Annotated in this window: 17 protein-coding genes; 13 read left to right on the top strand and 4 right to left on the bottom strand. The window is 37.3% G+C overall.

The genetic code is table 11. The annotated features are described in order from the left end of the window. Nucleotides 1–60 precede the first annotated feature (60 nt). Together MNY28_RS02640 and MNY28_RS02635 are read left to right on the top strand one after the other, a co-directional pair. The gene (locus tag MNY28_RS02640; protein ID WP_151900213.1) at nt 61–441 is read left to right on the top strand and encodes a DUF6394 family protein; all 381 of its coding nucleotides are present in this window, start codon (nt 61–63) and stop codon (nt 439–441) included. 6 nt (nt 442–447) lie between these two features. Beyond that, entirely contained in the window at nt 448–2,100 is a 1,653-nt protein-coding gene (locus MNY28_RS02635; protein WP_151900214.1) for an NAD-binding protein, read from the top strand. Here MNY28_RS02635 and MNY28_RS02630 read toward each other — a convergent pair. Then, nucleotides 2,097–3,158 carry a HAMP domain-containing sensor histidine kinase gene (locus MNY28_RS02630; RefSeq protein ID WP_346388820.1) on the bottom strand — a complete coding sequence of 354 codons (1,062 nt, stop codon included), beginning with the start codon at nt 3,156–3,158 and terminating at the stop codon, nt 2,097–2,099. The genes MNY28_RS02635 and MNY28_RS02630 overlap by 4 nt on opposite strands. Beyond that, nucleotides 3,145–3,798, bottom strand: a complete 654-nt coding sequence (locus MNY28_RS02625; RefSeq protein ID WP_346388819.1) for a response regulator transcription factor — start codon at nt 3,796–3,798, stop codon at nt 3,145–3,147. The genes MNY28_RS02630 and MNY28_RS02625 overlap by 14 nt, the downstream gene beginning before the upstream one ends. Before the next feature lie 207 nt (nt 3,799–4,005). Between MNY28_RS02625 and MNY28_RS02620 the strand changes: the two genes are divergently transcribed. Next, on the top strand, nt 4,006–5,694 hold the full coding sequence (locus tag MNY28_RS02620) for a YgiQ family radical SAM protein (protein ID WP_151901510.1): 1,689 nt from the start codon (nt 4,006–4,008) through the stop codon (nt 5,692–5,694). Here MNY28_RS02620 and MNY28_RS02615 read toward each other — a convergent pair. Then, entirely contained in the window at nt 5,691–6,632 is a 942-nt protein-coding gene (locus MNY28_RS02615; RefSeq protein WP_151900217.1) for a class I SAM-dependent methyltransferase, read from the bottom strand. The genes MNY28_RS02620 and MNY28_RS02615 overlap by 4 nt on opposite strands. A gap of 96 nt (nt 6,633–6,728) precedes the next feature. Here MNY28_RS02615 and MNY28_RS02610 point away from each other — a divergent pair, with 96 nt between their 5' ends. The 6 genes from MNY28_RS02610 (at nt 6,729) to MNY28_RS02585 (ending at nt 12,290) form a co-directional block, all read left to right on the top strand. After that, nucleotides 6,729–8,543, top strand: coding sequence for an EAL domain-containing protein (locus MNY28_RS02610; protein ID WP_346388818.1), 1,815 nt, complete (start codon nt 6,729–6,731; stop codon nt 8,541–8,543). Nucleotides 8,544–8,649: 106 nt separating this feature from the next. Continuing rightward, the gene (locus MNY28_RS02605) at nt 8,650–8,898 is read left to right on the top strand and encodes an RNA-binding S4 domain-containing protein (RefSeq protein WP_151900218.1); all 249 of its coding nucleotides are present in this window, start codon (nt 8,650–8,652) and stop codon (nt 8,896–8,898) included. Beyond that, the gene (gene trpD / locus MNY28_RS02600; protein ID WP_151900219.1) at nt 8,895–9,881 is read left to right on the top strand and encodes an anthranilate phosphoribosyltransferase; all 987 of its coding nucleotides are present in this window, start codon (nt 8,895–8,897) and stop codon (nt 9,879–9,881) included. The genes MNY28_RS02605 and trpD overlap by 4 nt, the downstream gene beginning before the upstream one ends. Continuing rightward, the gene (tsaE, locus tag MNY28_RS02595) at nt 9,878–10,294 is read left to right on the top strand and encodes a tRNA (adenosine(37)-N6)-threonylcarbamoyltransferase complex ATPase subunit type 1 TsaE (RefSeq protein ID WP_151900220.1); all 417 of its coding nucleotides are present in this window, start codon (nt 9,878–9,880) and stop codon (nt 10,292–10,294) included. The genes trpD and tsaE overlap by 4 nt, the downstream gene beginning before the upstream one ends. Continuing rightward, nucleotides 10,282–11,004 (top strand): LPS export ABC transporter ATP-binding protein, encoded by a 723-nt coding sequence (gene lptB, locus MNY28_RS02590; RefSeq protein ID WP_346388817.1) that lies wholly within the window; start codon nt 10,282–10,284, stop codon nt 11,002–11,004. The genes tsaE and lptB overlap by 13 nt, the downstream gene beginning before the upstream one ends. Nucleotides 11,005–11,018: 14 nt before the next feature. Beyond that, nucleotides 11,019–12,290, top strand: a complete 1,272-nt coding sequence (locus MNY28_RS02585) for an RNA polymerase factor sigma-54 (RefSeq protein WP_151900222.1) — start codon at nt 11,019–11,021, stop codon at nt 12,288–12,290. 24 nt (nt 12,291–12,314) lie between these two features. Here MNY28_RS02585 and MNY28_RS02580 read toward each other — a convergent pair whose 3' ends face one another. Continuing rightward, on the bottom strand, nt 12,315–12,548 hold the full coding sequence (locus MNY28_RS02580; RefSeq protein ID WP_151900223.1) for a hypothetical protein: 234 nt from the start codon (nt 12,546–12,548) through the stop codon (nt 12,315–12,317). A 150-nt stretch (nt 12,549–12,698) separates the two neighbouring features. Between MNY28_RS02580 and MNY28_RS02575 the strand changes: the two genes are divergently transcribed. The 4 genes from MNY28_RS02575 to gspG all read left to right on the top strand — a co-directional run bounded on the left by MNY28_RS02575 (nt 12,699) and on the right by gspG (nt 14,792). Further along, a complete protein-coding gene (locus tag MNY28_RS02575) occupies nt 12,699–12,986 on the top strand; it encodes a hypothetical protein (protein WP_346388816.1) in 288 nt (95 codons plus the stop codon). Next, nucleotides 12,956–13,729, top strand: coding sequence for a patatin-like phospholipase family protein (locus tag MNY28_RS02570; RefSeq protein WP_346388815.1), 774 nt, complete (start codon nt 12,956–12,958; stop codon nt 13,727–13,729). Before MNY28_RS02575 ends, MNY28_RS02570 begins: the two co-directional genes overlap by 31 nt. Next, a complete protein-coding gene (locus MNY28_RS02565) occupies nt 13,726–14,277 on the top strand; it encodes a YqiA/YcfP family alpha/beta fold hydrolase (RefSeq protein ID WP_151900225.1) in 552 nt (183 codons plus the stop codon). The genes MNY28_RS02570 and MNY28_RS02565 overlap by 4 nt, the downstream gene beginning before the upstream one ends. A gap of 83 nt (nt 14,278–14,360) precedes the next feature. Beyond that, on the top strand, nt 14,361–14,792 hold the full coding sequence (gene gspG, locus MNY28_RS02560) for a type II secretion system major pseudopilin GspG (protein ID WP_151900226.1): 432 nt from the start codon (nt 14,361–14,363) through the stop codon (nt 14,790–14,792). Nucleotides 14,793–14,796: the final 4 nt, after the last annotated feature.

The raw sequence follows: 14,796 nt of genomic DNA, 5'->3' as shown, positions 1-14,796 counted from the left end.
AATAAGAGTAGAATTTTAGAAGCACGCTTAGGTGTCTTTTTTATTTTGGAGAATAAAGCAATGAATATGCATAAAATTATATCCGGGTCATTTTTTATCTTGGCCATGACGGTCAATTTCGGTTTTTTTTACGGAGAGCCTACAGTACTTGAACAGCACAGTTCTTACGAGCTTTTTGCCGCGATTATTGTCAACCTGATAGCCACAGTACTCAAACTTGGGGACAGAACACAGCTGGGGGCGGTTTTACTGGCAACAAGTATTGTAGCAGATATTCAGCTTATCGCATCTGCGACTGTCTGGGCTTTTGCAATATATGTAATTGGTGATGTGAATATAGAGGCCGCAACAGCGATTGTCTCGCTCTCAGGCGGAGCACTCCTGGCAAATATAGTCTCGGTTATACTTTTTGTCGGCGATACACTCAAATCCAAAAGATAGCAAGATATGAATGAACAGATTGTATGGATTGTTCTTAAAAGGTTAAGGACACCTTTTTTGGTCATTATCATTACTTTTGCCATATCCATACTCGGGTTAGTGCTGATTCAGGGGACAGACAACAACGGCGACCCTTATCAGATGACTTTTTTTGATGCCTTTTATTTTGTGACCTATATGGCAAGTACTATCGGTTTTGGAGAGGCTCCGTATACTTTCAACTACGAACAGCGGATGTGGGTGAGTTTTTCTATCTATTTTACAGTGATAGGATGGTTTTACGGGATAGGAGCGATAGTTTCTCTGATACAGGATGAGGCACTGAAAAAAGCATTAAACAGGAACTCGTTCAGAAATCATGTAAGAAATATAAACAAACCCTTTTATATTATTCTCGGATATAACGGGATAACAAAAAGTATTATTGACAGACTCAACGGACATGACTACAGGCTCGTTGTTTTAGATAAAGACGAAGAGAAGATAGATGAGTTGATATTGGAAAATTTTTATCCAAATGTTCCTGGATTTGTAGGCGATGCAACAAATCAAAAAATGCTTAAAATTGCAGGAATCCATCAAAAAAACTGTGCAGGTATAATCTCTCTTTTTGAAGATGATATGGTAAATTCAAAAATAGCCACCATCAGCAAACTGCTCAATAAAAAAATTGATATTATTGTCAAGGCAACTTCAAAGGCTCAGCTTGAACACTTTCGAAGTATGAATTTGAAACATGTGAAAAATCCTTTTGATATTATATCAAAACGTATCTACTATGGTATAACAGCACCCTATATCTGGCTTTTGGAGATGTGGATGTACGGACACATACTCAAACTGAAAAAAAGAGACCAGTTTCCTCTTGGAAAATACATTATATACGGTAAAGGAAGAATGGGCAAAGCGATTCAAGAAGGATTGCAAAAGGCCGGTATAGAGTATGTGATTGAAGATTTTGATTCACAGCGCTACATAGAAGAGAAAAATACAACCATTTTCGGGGATGATGAAGATATACACAGACTGATTGAACTCGGTGTCAAAGAGAGTGCCTGCATCATAGCCGCAACACAAAATGATTTGCTGAACCTTACTATTTTAAACAAGGCGAAACAGTTGAATCCGAAAATATTTACAATGGCCCGTGAAAATTCCTTAGACGATTTAAATATATTTCAGGCATCTAAAATCAATAAAATATATATTGTAGAGAAGATACTGGCTGATGCAACATACAGCTATATAGCAAGACCTCTGGCCGACCTGTTTATACAAGAAGCACGCAAAAAAGATGATGAATGGGCAAGAATCATTGTCTATATGCTTAATAATATCACAGGGATGAATCCAATGTACTTTGAAACTGTACTGAATGATGCAAATGCGTATGCACTGACATTAAGGCTTGAAAAAGGTGAAAATATAAGCCTTGCAGATTTAAGAAGATCCCGTGCTGACAGAAATGAGATGTTACATGTAGTTTTTTTGCTGCTCAAAAGAGGGGATAACATATACTTGATGCCTGATGCAAGAATGAATCTGCAAATCGGTGATGAACTGCTGATAGTCTCAGATGAGGAAAATTACAGTGATTTTGAGTATATTGTCAATAACATATATGAACTGGAGTATGTTTTAGGATATACAAGTTCTTAAGGCAGAGTTAAAACAAAGCGTGTACCTGCAGGCTCGTTTTTTTGCACAACTATTTTTATATCCATAGCATATGCCAGTCTTTTTACGATATCAAGCCCAAGACCACTGCTGTTTTCATCACTGTAGGAGCGTTCAAATATTTTTTCCGGTTCTTTGATTCCTTTGCCGTTGTCTTCTATATATAAAGCATTCTTATTGTTATAAATCTTTATATATCCATTGGAACTGTTGTATTTACAGGCATTTGAAATAATGTTTTGCAGAATTTGTTTCATAGCCTGTGTATTTATTTTTGCTTTGAGTATGTTGCATTGAATGTGAAAAGTGATATTGGGATAAAGGGCTTTTTGGATTTCAACAACTTCTTGAATAATAGGGCATATATTTTGATTTTGTATCTGAAAAGTTTCTTCCTGAAGCAGTATTGTTAGGTTTTCATGGAGTTCTGAAATATTGTTGATACTCTTTTTTAACCTTATTAGTGCTTTTGTATTTTGTAATTGCGGAATTTTTTCGATGAGTTTCATATTGAGTTGCATAGAGGTGACAGGCGTATTTAAGTCATGAATTAAATCTTTTGCAAATTTATCAAGAGTTATGATACTTTCGCGTAAAGGCTTTAAAGCATTTTTTGCAAGCTTGTAGCTAATATATGCAAAAATAAGAAGCAATAAAAACTGTATGGACAGAACTTTTTTTTTGAAGTTGGATAATCTTTGATCAAAGCTGTGTTTTGACTTAAATACTTGTAGATATTTTCCACGCCTGTTCATAGGCAGCAGTTTGGAAAATTCTTTTTCTCCTATAGTGAAATTTCTAATATCAACATGTTTGGGTACTTTGACAAAAGCATGATGAAAATCTTTGTTGTATTCATCTATTGAAGTACCCATTTTAATATGTCTGGCGTACTCAATAAGTGAAAATTCCTCTTCTTTTAAAAAATGGTTTTTTGTCTGTTGAAAATAAAAATATCCGGCAATTAAAATAAGCAGGGCAGTGCTGATAAAGTAAATAAGAAAAAATTTTAAAAATGCCAGTTTTTCATGATGATGCAAGACGGTATCCTATCCCTTTTATCGTTGTAATTGGGAGACCGATTTTGCGAAGTTTGTTAATGTGTACACGCAAGGCTCCCTCGCTCATCTCTTTGTTCCCGTTGAGTGCTTCGAGTATAAGCTCTTTTTGGACTGTTTTGTTGAGGTTTTGAAAAAACAGCTTTGTAATCTGCAGTTCATAAGGAGAAAGCGGTATGAATTTTGATTGATTGTAAAGTTCGTCTTTGTCGATTACAAAGCGAAAGTCATTGACCCGTAATTCATTCTGATAGGTATGATAGGCTTTTTTCAAAAGAGCATGTATGCGTATGAGGAGTTCATCAAAATCAAAGGGCTTTTTGATGTAGTCATCCGCACCGACATCAAAGCCGTTTGCCAAAGAGGCGACATCACTTAAAGAAGTAAGGAAAACAGCCGGTGTCATATCTCCGCTTTGGCGTAAACTTTTTAAAAACTCAAAACCGTTAAGCAAGGGGACATTGACATCCAAAAGCATCAGAGTGAATTTGTTTTCAAAAGTCGCATCCAGAGCTGCTTCCCCGTCCTTTACATGTAACACTTCAAATGCTTCATTTTCCAACAGTTCAATTAAGGTTTCAGATAATACTTCATCATCTTCTAATAATAATATTTTTGCCATAGGCAAAGTATATACTAAAGCACATTAGCTCAATGTTAACATTCAATAATCTTTTCTTTTGTGTAAATAGTGTATTATTAGTATAATACTTCAGATTTTAAAGGGCTATATATTTTGAGCAGACGACATAAAAACAAACACAACAATCCAAAAAGAGATACCGTCACTTTCAGCGAAAAAGATTTTCTGCCGACAACACGGGCGGAAATGGATGCCAAAGGCTGGGATTATTGTGATGTTATTTTAGTCAGCGGGGATGCCTATATAGACTCTCCTTTTATCGGTGTTGCTATGGTCGGGCGTATGCTTGAGAGAATGGGATACAGAGTCGGAATGATAGGACAGCCGGACATTGACAGACCTGATGATATTATGCGTTTGGGTGAGCCTCGTTTGTACTGGGGTGTCAGTGGTGGCAGCGTCGACAGTATGGTTTCAAACTATACAGCCACCAAAAAGTTTCGAAATTCCGATGATTATACTCCGGGCGGAAAAAACAACAAAAGACCAGACAGAGCAGTTTTGGTTTATACAAATCTGATACGGCGTTATTTTAAAAATACTGTGCCTATCGTTTTGGGAGGTATTGAAGCCTCTTTGCGACGTGTAAGTCATTATGATTACTGGTCCAACAAACTCAAAAAGCCTGTTTTGTTTGATTCTAAGGCGGATGTGATGATTTACGGTATGGGGGAAATTGCACTGGAACAGTTAACCCGTGCCATAGATGAAAAGAGGGATTACAGAGATATACGGGGTATCTGTTATATATCCAAAGAGCCGGTTTATGAGTTTATTCAGCTCCCTTCGCACCAAGAGTGTTTGGATGACAAAGAGAAATATATAGACCTTTTTGATCTCTTTTATGACAATAATGACCCTATAGCGGCAAAAGGACTCTGTCAGCCGGTAGACAGCCGGTACCTCATTCAAAACCCTCCCTGTGACTACCTGAATGAAGAGGAGATGGATGCAAACTCCAACCTGCCTTTTACAAGAGAGCTGCACCCTTACTATGCCAAAGAAGGGAAAGTGAAATGTCTGGAGACGATTAAGTTTTCCATCATGACGCATCACGGCTGTTGGGGAGAGTGCAACTTTTGTGCTATCGGTGTGCATCAGGGGCGGACGATAAGAACACGGTCTGAGAAAAATATTTTGTCTGAAGCAAAAGATTTTAACAAATACAAAGATTATAAAGGCATTATTTCCGATGTCGGCGGACCTACGGCAAATATGTACGGATATGAGTGCAATAAAAAGCTCAAACTCGGTACCTGTGACCATCAGCGTTGTGTTGATGCAAGCCATTTATGCAAGTCGATGAAGGTTGACCACTCCCGCAACATAAATCTTTTACGCCAGGTTCGTCAGGTGGAGGGTGTGAGAAAAGCGTTTGTGGCTTCGGGTGTCCGATATGATTTGATTACAGAGGATAAACAGCACGGATACAGTTACCTCAAAGAGATGGTAGAACATCATATATCAGGACAGATGAAAGTAGCTCCGGAACATACGCAGCAGCATGTACTTGAACTCATGGGAAAACCGGGAAAACAGACGCTTATAGATTTTAAAAAACTCTACGACAAACTCAACAAAGAGTCTGGAAAGAAACAGTTTTTGACCTATTATCTCATTGCAGCCCATCCGGGATGTGAGGAGAAAGACATGCACGAGTTGAAGCGTTTTACCACAGAAGAGTTGCAAATGAATCCTGAACAGGCACAGGTCTTTACTCCGACTCCAGGTACCTATTCTGCTGTAATGTATTATACTGAACTGGACCCTAAAACACGCAAGAAAATTTTTGTAGAAAAAGATACAAAACGCAAAGAGCGGCAAAAACAGATAGTGGTTGCAAAAGATACCTTTGCATCAGGATTTGCTTCTTAATCTTTACGAATGGATGTAGCCGTTACAAATATATAGTCTTTGCCCGTAACAGTGACGCGAAACTTTTTTTGCTGCAGGTATTTTTTTGCAAAGATGACATCCTTGTAAAGCAGTCCCATTTCTGAAAAAGCATAGTTTTTGACTCTGGCCCCATAAATCATTTCCCCGTCTATCCAGCGGCAGTTTGGAAAACCGAGTATCATAGCTCCCTCTTTTTTGAGATGGTTTTGGACTATGGACATGAGTGTTTTGTTAAACTCCAAATTTGAGCTTTGCAGTGTGCCTATACTGATGATGAGGTCAAATTTTCCCAAATCAAGTGCATTGAGACTGTTGATATCGGCTACATGTAAAGAGATGTTGGCAAAGTTTTTAAACTTCTTTTTTGCCGCGTCTACGGCAGACTCGCAGTAGTCGATGCCGACAAGGTCAAGCTCTGCAAAGTTGTCTGCCAAAGAGGCGATAACTTCAAACTCGTCTCCACTGTTGACCCCGAGATTCAAAATACGTTTTCTTTTGTTCAGGTGTACATTTTTTAATGCCTGTGTGTAACTGTAAATAAAAGAAGCCTCTTCATTTTTGTGAATTTTTCCGAAAATGGAATTTTCTCCGTATTTTTCTTCTTTGTCTGTGATGTTTTTATGAAAGGTGCTGTCTTCATCAAGTTTTTCATAACGCATAATTACGGTGTGTTCATCAGCAATTTTCGGTGTCAGCATTCTGCATTTAAGCAAATGTGCCAAATCAATCCAGCTTTTATAGCCACGGTAAATATACTCTTGTCCGTTACATGTAATGCGTGTGCCGTTATACAACGAAGTCGCAATGTCAGGATTAAGTATTTGAAATGAAATTATCTCTTTTCCCTGCATTGTATTGATGTAATTTTGTAATACTTTTGTGATTTGTGTCATAGTTTGATGTGTAAAGGTTAGCATTCTTGAATTATACACTTTTATTAGATAAAATGATAAGAAACCTGCAAAGAGAGATATGTTTTGACAACGAATGATAATATTAGTTTTTATAATTTTATGCATAAGCAGATACTTGTTGTTATTTTATTGTTTTTAGGAACAGGTCCCGGATATATAGTCATGGGATATCTTTACTCTTCAATTATTGTCGAAATACTTTGGTTTGTTCTTTTTTTACTGCTTTCAGTCTGGGGATGGAAGCTGTATAGAAATTATTCGAGAAAGATGACTATATCACAAAAAGACAGATGGCTTGAAAAAGTAAAATATTTTATGTTTATATATTTTTCCTTATGGACAATAATGTTTTTATACTATATCTCAAAAGATGCTATCAGTGCACATTATATAGCTATTGCAACACAACTCGGCAGTGCGGTAGTCGCGGCAACTATTTTAGCTTCACAGAAAAAGCTGGTAGTAGCAACAGTTTCGTTTTTAATGCTTCCGCTTGTTGTCTACTTCATAGCAATTGGAGAACTTTATTCGTATATTCTTGCATTTTTCACTGTTGTGTTGAGTATGGTTCTTTTATATGCTGCAAAAAATACACATGCCTATTTGTTAAAAAGCAGGTTTCAGGCATATCATGATTATTTGACAGGACTTGGAAACAGACGTTATTTTATAGAGTATCTGGACAGTTCTGTTAGGGAGAACAAAAACAGATATACCTATTTGCTTTTAATAGATTTGGATTATTTTAAAACAATCAACGATACCCTTGGACATGATATCGGAGATAAACTTCTTGTTGAAGTTTCAGAGCGTTTGACACAGTTGGCTGACAAATACAGTAACATCGTTGCCAGATTGGGTGGAGATGAATTTTGTATTTTAAGCGATGCACTTGAGACGAAAGAGAAATGTCTTGCGCAGGCAAAAGAATTTTCAAATAAAATTCTACACACAATAAAAGAGACCTATTTTATAGAAGACAGCACGCTTCACATTAGTGCAAGTATAGGGGTGAGTGTCATAAACAACCCAAAACTCAATGCCCATGATTTTTTAAAAGAAGCAGACATTGCAATGTATGAAGTTAAAAGTGCGGGCAGAGATGATGTTGTCATATTTAATGATGCACTGTGTAAAATTATAGAAAATAAATTACATGTAGAAAGACTGCTGCATTTTGCCATAGAAAAAAATGAAATATATCTGCAATACCAACCCCAAATAAGCTGTAAAAATAAAATTATCGGCTGTGAAGTGCTTGCAAGGTGGAAAAGTGCCACACTCGGTCAGGTGAGTCCTGAAGTGTTTATCGGCGTTGCTGAGAGTACCGGTTATATTATAGAATTAGGAGAATATATTTTGGAAGAAGCTATAAAAACTCTGCAAAGATGGGAAAGTATCGGAATGCATCTGCATCAAATGTCGATTAACATTAGTGTAAGGCAGCTTTTAAACAAAGATTTTATTGCTATAGTTGAACGTCTTCTTCGTCAGTACAATGTGGCCGGCTTTCATACAAAACTGATTTTTGAAATTACTGAAACGAGTACATCTCAGGACTTAAAAAGACTGATTGTCACAATCAATGCGCTCAAAAAACATAATATCCATTTTTCTATAGATGATTTTGGTACGGGTTATTCATCATTAAGCTATATCCGTGATATTCCCGTAACTGAGTTAAAAATAGATCAGTCTTTTATAGCAGAACTTGACAACAGGCAACAGGCATCTTTAGTGAAGAGTATTATTGATATTTCAAAAAATCTGCATCTCACAACAGTAGCCGAAGGTGTTGAAACACAGGAACAAAGAGACTTTTTGGAAAAAATAGAGTGTGATTTGTATCAGGGATATCTTTTTTCCAAACCGCTGTTAAGCGAAGATTTTGAAAAACTGATGCGAAATAATTAATAATGCAAAAAATGTTCCAACTTCTTTCTTCTCTTACATTATTTTCAGTTTGATTTGTCTACAATAAACAAACTATAAATGAGTAAAAAAACAATAAAGATAAAAAATGAGAATAGATAAATTTTTAAATTCGGTAAATATTACAAAAAGACGTTCTGTTGCACAGGATATGATTAGTAACGGAGTAGTAGAGATAAACGGTGTGGTTGCAAAGGCGAGTAAAAATGTGGAAGTCGGCAGCATTATTACTGTAAACTATCTTAATGAATCAAAAAAGTATGAAGTGCTGCAAATTCCTACAACAAAATCAACGCCAAAATCTCTGCAAGATCAGTATATAAAGGAGATTTCATGACATATGAGGAAGCTTTAGTCAAATTTACTTCACTTTTTCAACATGAAATGAGTGATGCACAGATGCGTGAGTTTTTACTCAGTATACGACTTGATGCAAGTACTCCTGTGGAAGTGATTGCCGCTGCTGCACAGGTTATGCGCAGTTTTGCCGTTGCTTTGCCTGTTTCTGATGAACTCAGAGAAAATGCGCTTGATATTGTCGGAACAGGCGGTGACAAAATAGGCAGTTTCAACATCTCCTCAACTGTAGCGCTGCTTGCTGCTTCTTGCGGGGCAACCGTTGCAAAGCACGGAAGTCGTTCTATCACTTCAAAAAGCGGCAGTGCCGATATGTTTGAAGCACTGGGTGTTCGGCTTGACTTGAGTATTGAGCAGAGTGCAAAACTTCTTGAAGAGACAGGTTTTACTTTTATGTTTGCACAAAATCATCATCCGGCCATGAAATTCATCGTACCGGTACGTAAAAGCATCCCTGATAAAACCATATTTAATATACTCGGACCTTTGACAAACCCTGCCGGTGTGAAAAAATCAATGCTGGGTGTATTTGACAAAGCTTTTGTACCAAAAATGGCAGAAGCACTTCAGATAAACGGAGCTACATCGGCTTTGGTTGTCAGCTCAAATGAAGGGATGGATGAAATAAGCATCAGTGATGTGACCTATGCGGCTTTACTGCAAGACGGCAAGACACGAGAGTTTATTATTGATCCGCAGGAGTATGGTATTAAAAAAGCACCGCTAGAAGCCATAATGGGTGGCGATGCACTCAAAAATGCAAATATTTTACGAGCTGTTTTTGATGAAAAAGCAACAGATGCCCAGCGTGATATAGTGCTTATAAATACTGCAGCATCGTTGATGGTAGGAGATTTGGCCCGAGATATACAAGATGGACTGGAAATGGCAAGAGAAGCCCTTGCAAAAGCAAGACCGAAAGTAAAATTAAAACAAATCATAGAAACATCAAACAAGTTATGAAAAAAACATATACATATAGACTGGAAGAGTTAGACTCTTTGGCAGACAGAATTATGAGTCAACTACAAGAAGGTGTTATTATTTTAAAAGGCGATTTGGCTGCAGGCAAAACGACTTTGGTAAAAAATATAGCAAAAAAACTCGGATTGAGTGAAGATGTGACATCACCTACTTTTTCACTGCAGCAATGTTATGGGGAAAAACTATTTCATTATGATATTTACAATCACGGGCTTGATCATTTTATCTCTTTGGGAATGCTTGAAGAGTTGGAAAAACCGGGTCTGCATTTTATAGAGTGGGGAAGTGATGAATTGGTGGATATTTTAGTCTCTGCCGGCATTGAAACAGTGACAATAGAGATAGAAAAAATTTCAGATGATGCAAGAGAGTATACAATATGCACACATTAAAAGCAACAGACTTAAAAAAGAAAATTAAAGATTTGGAAATAGTAAAAAGTATAAGTCTTGAAGTCAACAGCGGTGAGGTTGTAGGACTGCTTGGACCGAACGGAGCAGGAAAGACAACCACTTTTTATATGATTTGCGGTTTGGTAGAAGTAACAGAGGGGAAAGTCTATTTTGACGGAGAAGATCTTATCGGGATGCCCTTACATGAAAGAGCACTCAAAGGTATAGGTTATTTACCGCAGGAAGCTTCGATTTTTAAAGATTTGAGTGTTGAAGACAATTTAATGATAGCGGCTGAAGTCGGTATAAAAGGTAAAGCAGAACAAGAAGCACGCATTGTGGAACTGCTTGATATGTTCAATATTGAGCCTATACGATACAGAAAGGGAATCAGTCTCAGCGGCGGGGAACGTCGCCGTGTTGAAATTGCCCGTGCGCTTGTAAACAAACCAAAGTTTTTGTTGCTGGATGAACCTTTTGCCGGAGTTGATCCTATTGCCGTTATGGATATACAAAAAGTGATACATCAGCTTGTATCATATGACATAGGTGTATTGATAACAGACCATAATGTGCGTGAAACACTGGATGTTTGTGACAGAGTCTATGTTATAAAATCGGGAGAGCTTCTTGCGCAGGGAACCAGTGATGAAATCGGACAAAATGAAGATGTCCGTACACATTACCTCGGTGAAAGCTTCAAACTTTAGGAATTCATGAAAATATGGGAGCATTAAGACAAACACAGGGAGTTGAAACAAAACACAAGCTCTCAAATACCCTGCGTAACTGGCTTCCCATATTGCATTCAAGTCTTTCTGATTTGGGTGAAGCTATGACTCCTTTTGTCGAAGCCAATCCTGTTATAGAAGTGAAATCAGGCTTTGAAGAAGATTTTGAAAAAAAGATTCCAAGAAAAATAATTTCCCGCGGAGTGAGCAATTCCAGAACAGAGCAGATAGAAGCGCTGACTATTCAAAGTCGAACACTTTATGATGTTTTAGATGAGCAAATAGGTGCGCCGCTGTTTCCTACACCTGTTTCACAAAAAGTAGCTTTGTTTGTCATCGAAAATTTGGACGAATATGGCTATTACGACGGTAACACAGAAGAATTTTGCCAAAAAAACAGTATAGACAGAGAAACTTTTGAAAAGATTCGTCTGCGCTTTTTACATGTAGAACCCGTAGGCATAGGTGCTAAAGATTTGGCTGAGTCATTTTTGTTTCAACTAGACAACAGTGAAATCAGTGACCAGGCATATAGTCTGGCCGTAAAAATCATTAATGACATGCAAAATATTCATGCCTACTCCAAAGAAGAGTCTTTTAACGAGGTTATGCATGTATTGTCAACATTCAAAAATCCGCCAAATATCGAATATCAGGAAGATTCCGCGCAGATCATTCCTGATTTGATGATATATTTTAATGATGAACAGCAGATAGAAGTCAAACTCAATGATGCCTACTATCCTGTGATAAACATAGACACTTCTTATGGCGTTGAGCATGAATTTGTAAGACAAAAAATCAAAGAGGCAAAAAGTTTGGTGGATGCGCTTGATATGAGAAAAGCAACACTTTACAAAGTAGGTTTGATGATCGTCGAATACCAGTATGATTTTTTTACAGGCGGACAAATCATGCCATTGACACTCAAAACTCTGGCTGATGAATTTGGACACAATCCCTCAACTATTTCGCGAGCCATTGCAAACAAATATATAGCATGTGACAGAGGTGTTTTGGCTATGAAAGAGTTTTTTACAACCGCCATTGATGAAGATGTCAGTAATGCTGCCATCAAAGAGTTTCTCATTGAACTTATTAAGAATGAAAACCATGAAAAGCCTTTGAGTGACATGAAGCTTTTAGCCCTGATAGAAGAAAAATTCAAAGTAAAAATGGTCAGACGTACGATAGCAAAATACAGAAAACAGCTCAATATCGCAGGTTCAAGTGAGAGAAAGAAACTCTACAAACTGGGTATTTGATATATCTCAAAAAAAGAGATATTATTACTCTTTTTCCAAGAAAAGTCTGTACCCGTTTGTTTCATGGGAAGGAACAACTTCTATTAATCTCCATCCTTCTTTATACAAGGCAGACAGTGTTGTCTTGGAGTTTTGAATCTGTGAAATCACATCCGGGTTTTTATCTTCTTTGCTTGCCTGCTGTTTAATATCTGATATCTGAATTATTTCAGAATCCTCGTTGTATAAAACTGCGCAAAAATATATTCGAATTTCCATGGTATTAAACCTCTCTTCTTTTTAGATGAAAATATTATAGCAAAATTTTACGGATCTGCGTTGAAAAAAAGATTTTGGCTCTCTTGTGACCATTTTGTAATATAAAATGATTATACTTGCACAGAGAGATAACAAAGGTTGTATTTGAAAATGCACGAAACTACTACTGTTGCTGTACGGTCTATATTTATTTCGGATATACATCTGGGAACACGCTTTTCAAAAGCAGAGGCTTTATTGGATTATGGAGCTGTTTTGGTGCAACATGCAAAACACAATAACTATGATGGTGCAATTTGCGGCCATATACACAAAGCGGAGATGCATTATATAAAAGGCATCAGGTATTTAAATTGCGGTGACTGGGTTGAGAGCTGTACTGCGATTTTAGAAACATTGGAGGGTGAATGGAAAATTGTCAGTTTCCGCGAGAAATAACTCTTTGTTTGTCCGGAGGTGCAGGTCGCGGAGCATACCATTTGGGCATAGTTTCCGTACTGCAGGAGAACGGTGTCAAGATTAAAGCTGTCAGCGGTACAAGCGCAGGTGCTCTGATCGGAGCATCCCTTGCCTGCGGCAAGAGTGCCGCATACATTTTTGAGGTGATACAATCAAAAGAGTTCCGCTCTGTTTTTAAGATCTCTTTGGGTAACGGCTATCTTTTTAAACTTGATCATAATGCGGCAGTTGTTGACAAACTTATAGACAAAGAAAGTTTTGAAACACTTGAGATACCGTTACATGTAACGGCATGTGATGTAGAAAAGGAGCAAGCGATTTATTATGACAGTGGCAAAATTCTTAAAGAAGCAGTTTTGGCATCCTGCTCTATTGCACCCTTGTTCGCTCCAGTGTATGTCAACAAAACACTTGTCGTAGACGGCGGGCTTGTAGACAATTTCCCGGTTGAGAGGCTGCAGCAGTACAATTATCCTATCATTGGAATAAATCTTTTTCCAAAATATAAAAAAGTGCCAAAAACCATACTGGGGTGGATTAAAAAGAATATACATACAGCATGGCAGTCAAAATATGTCAGCAAAAAAGAGCTTTGTTACATGTACCTGTGTAATGAAAAACTGTTGGATATCAAAGTTTTTTCATTTCGGGATATTGGCAAAGCTTATGCAATGGGAAGAGAAGAGATGCAAAAAATTATAAAAGAGAGTAACAAAGTATGATTATTTATATACACGGTTTTGCAAGCAGCGGAGAAGGGTATAAAGCAAAACTTTTTAGAGAATATTTTATAAACAAAAATGAAAAATTTATGGCGCCATCATTGTCATATATCCCTGAATTGGCTATACAGACACTGGAAGAAATTATAAAAAATTCACAAGAAAAAGTCAGTCTGATGGGTTCGTCTTTGGGAGGGTACTATGCAACATATCTTGCACATAAATATAATCTTAAAGCAGTACTGATAAATCCTTCAACCTATCCGTATAGTACACTGCAAAAAACACTTGGTTTTATGCAGAGTTTTTATGACGGCAGTTGTTTTGAATGGAGAGAATCTCATCTGCAAATGCTCAAAAAGTATGAAGTACAAGAACCAAAACAGGAGAACTTTATGCTTTTGCTCCAAAAGGGAGATGAAACACTCAACTACAAAGAAGCGGCAGATAAGTTTGATAAAGCAACACTGATGATAGAAGAGGGCGGAAGCCACAGTTTTGACAATATTGAACGCTATTTTGAAAAAACGGAAACGTTTTTACGATAAAAGAGCAACAGTGTCAAAGAGGGCAAAAAGTCAATACATTTTTTTGCTATAATAAATAATTAAAAAGAACAAGGTAATAAAGCATGAAAAACAGATCAAAGAGTGGTTTTACGCTCATAGAATTAATGATAGTTATCGTCATCCTGGGACTTTTGGCAGCCATGATAATGCCAAGTCTTACTGGAAAAGGCGAAGAGGCAAAAAGAAAACTGGTGTGTGTACAAATGAAGAGTATTTACAATGGTGCCCTTGATATGTTTAAAATTGACAACAGCAGGTATCCTACTACAGATGAAGGGCTTGAAGCCCTTGTAAAAAACCCGGATCCGCAAAAATATCCCAACTACTCACCGAGTGGGTATTTTAAAGACAATGAGATTCCAAAAGATTCATGGGGAAGAAATTTTATCTATATGAACAATGACGGCAAAGTGGAACTGGTCTCTCTTGGTGCAGATGCAAAAGAGGGCGGAACAAAAGAAGCTGCAGACATAAAACTCAGTCAGTGTAAATAAGAGA

It is taken from the genome of Sulfurimonas sp. NWX367, from assembly GCF_039667065.1.
GTDB classification, from domain to species: Bacteria; Campylobacterota; Campylobacteria; order Campylobacterales; family Sulfurimonadaceae; genus Sulfurimonas; species Sulfurimonas hydrogeniphila.
This window is presented reverse-complemented; position numbering and strand designations above follow the sequence as displayed.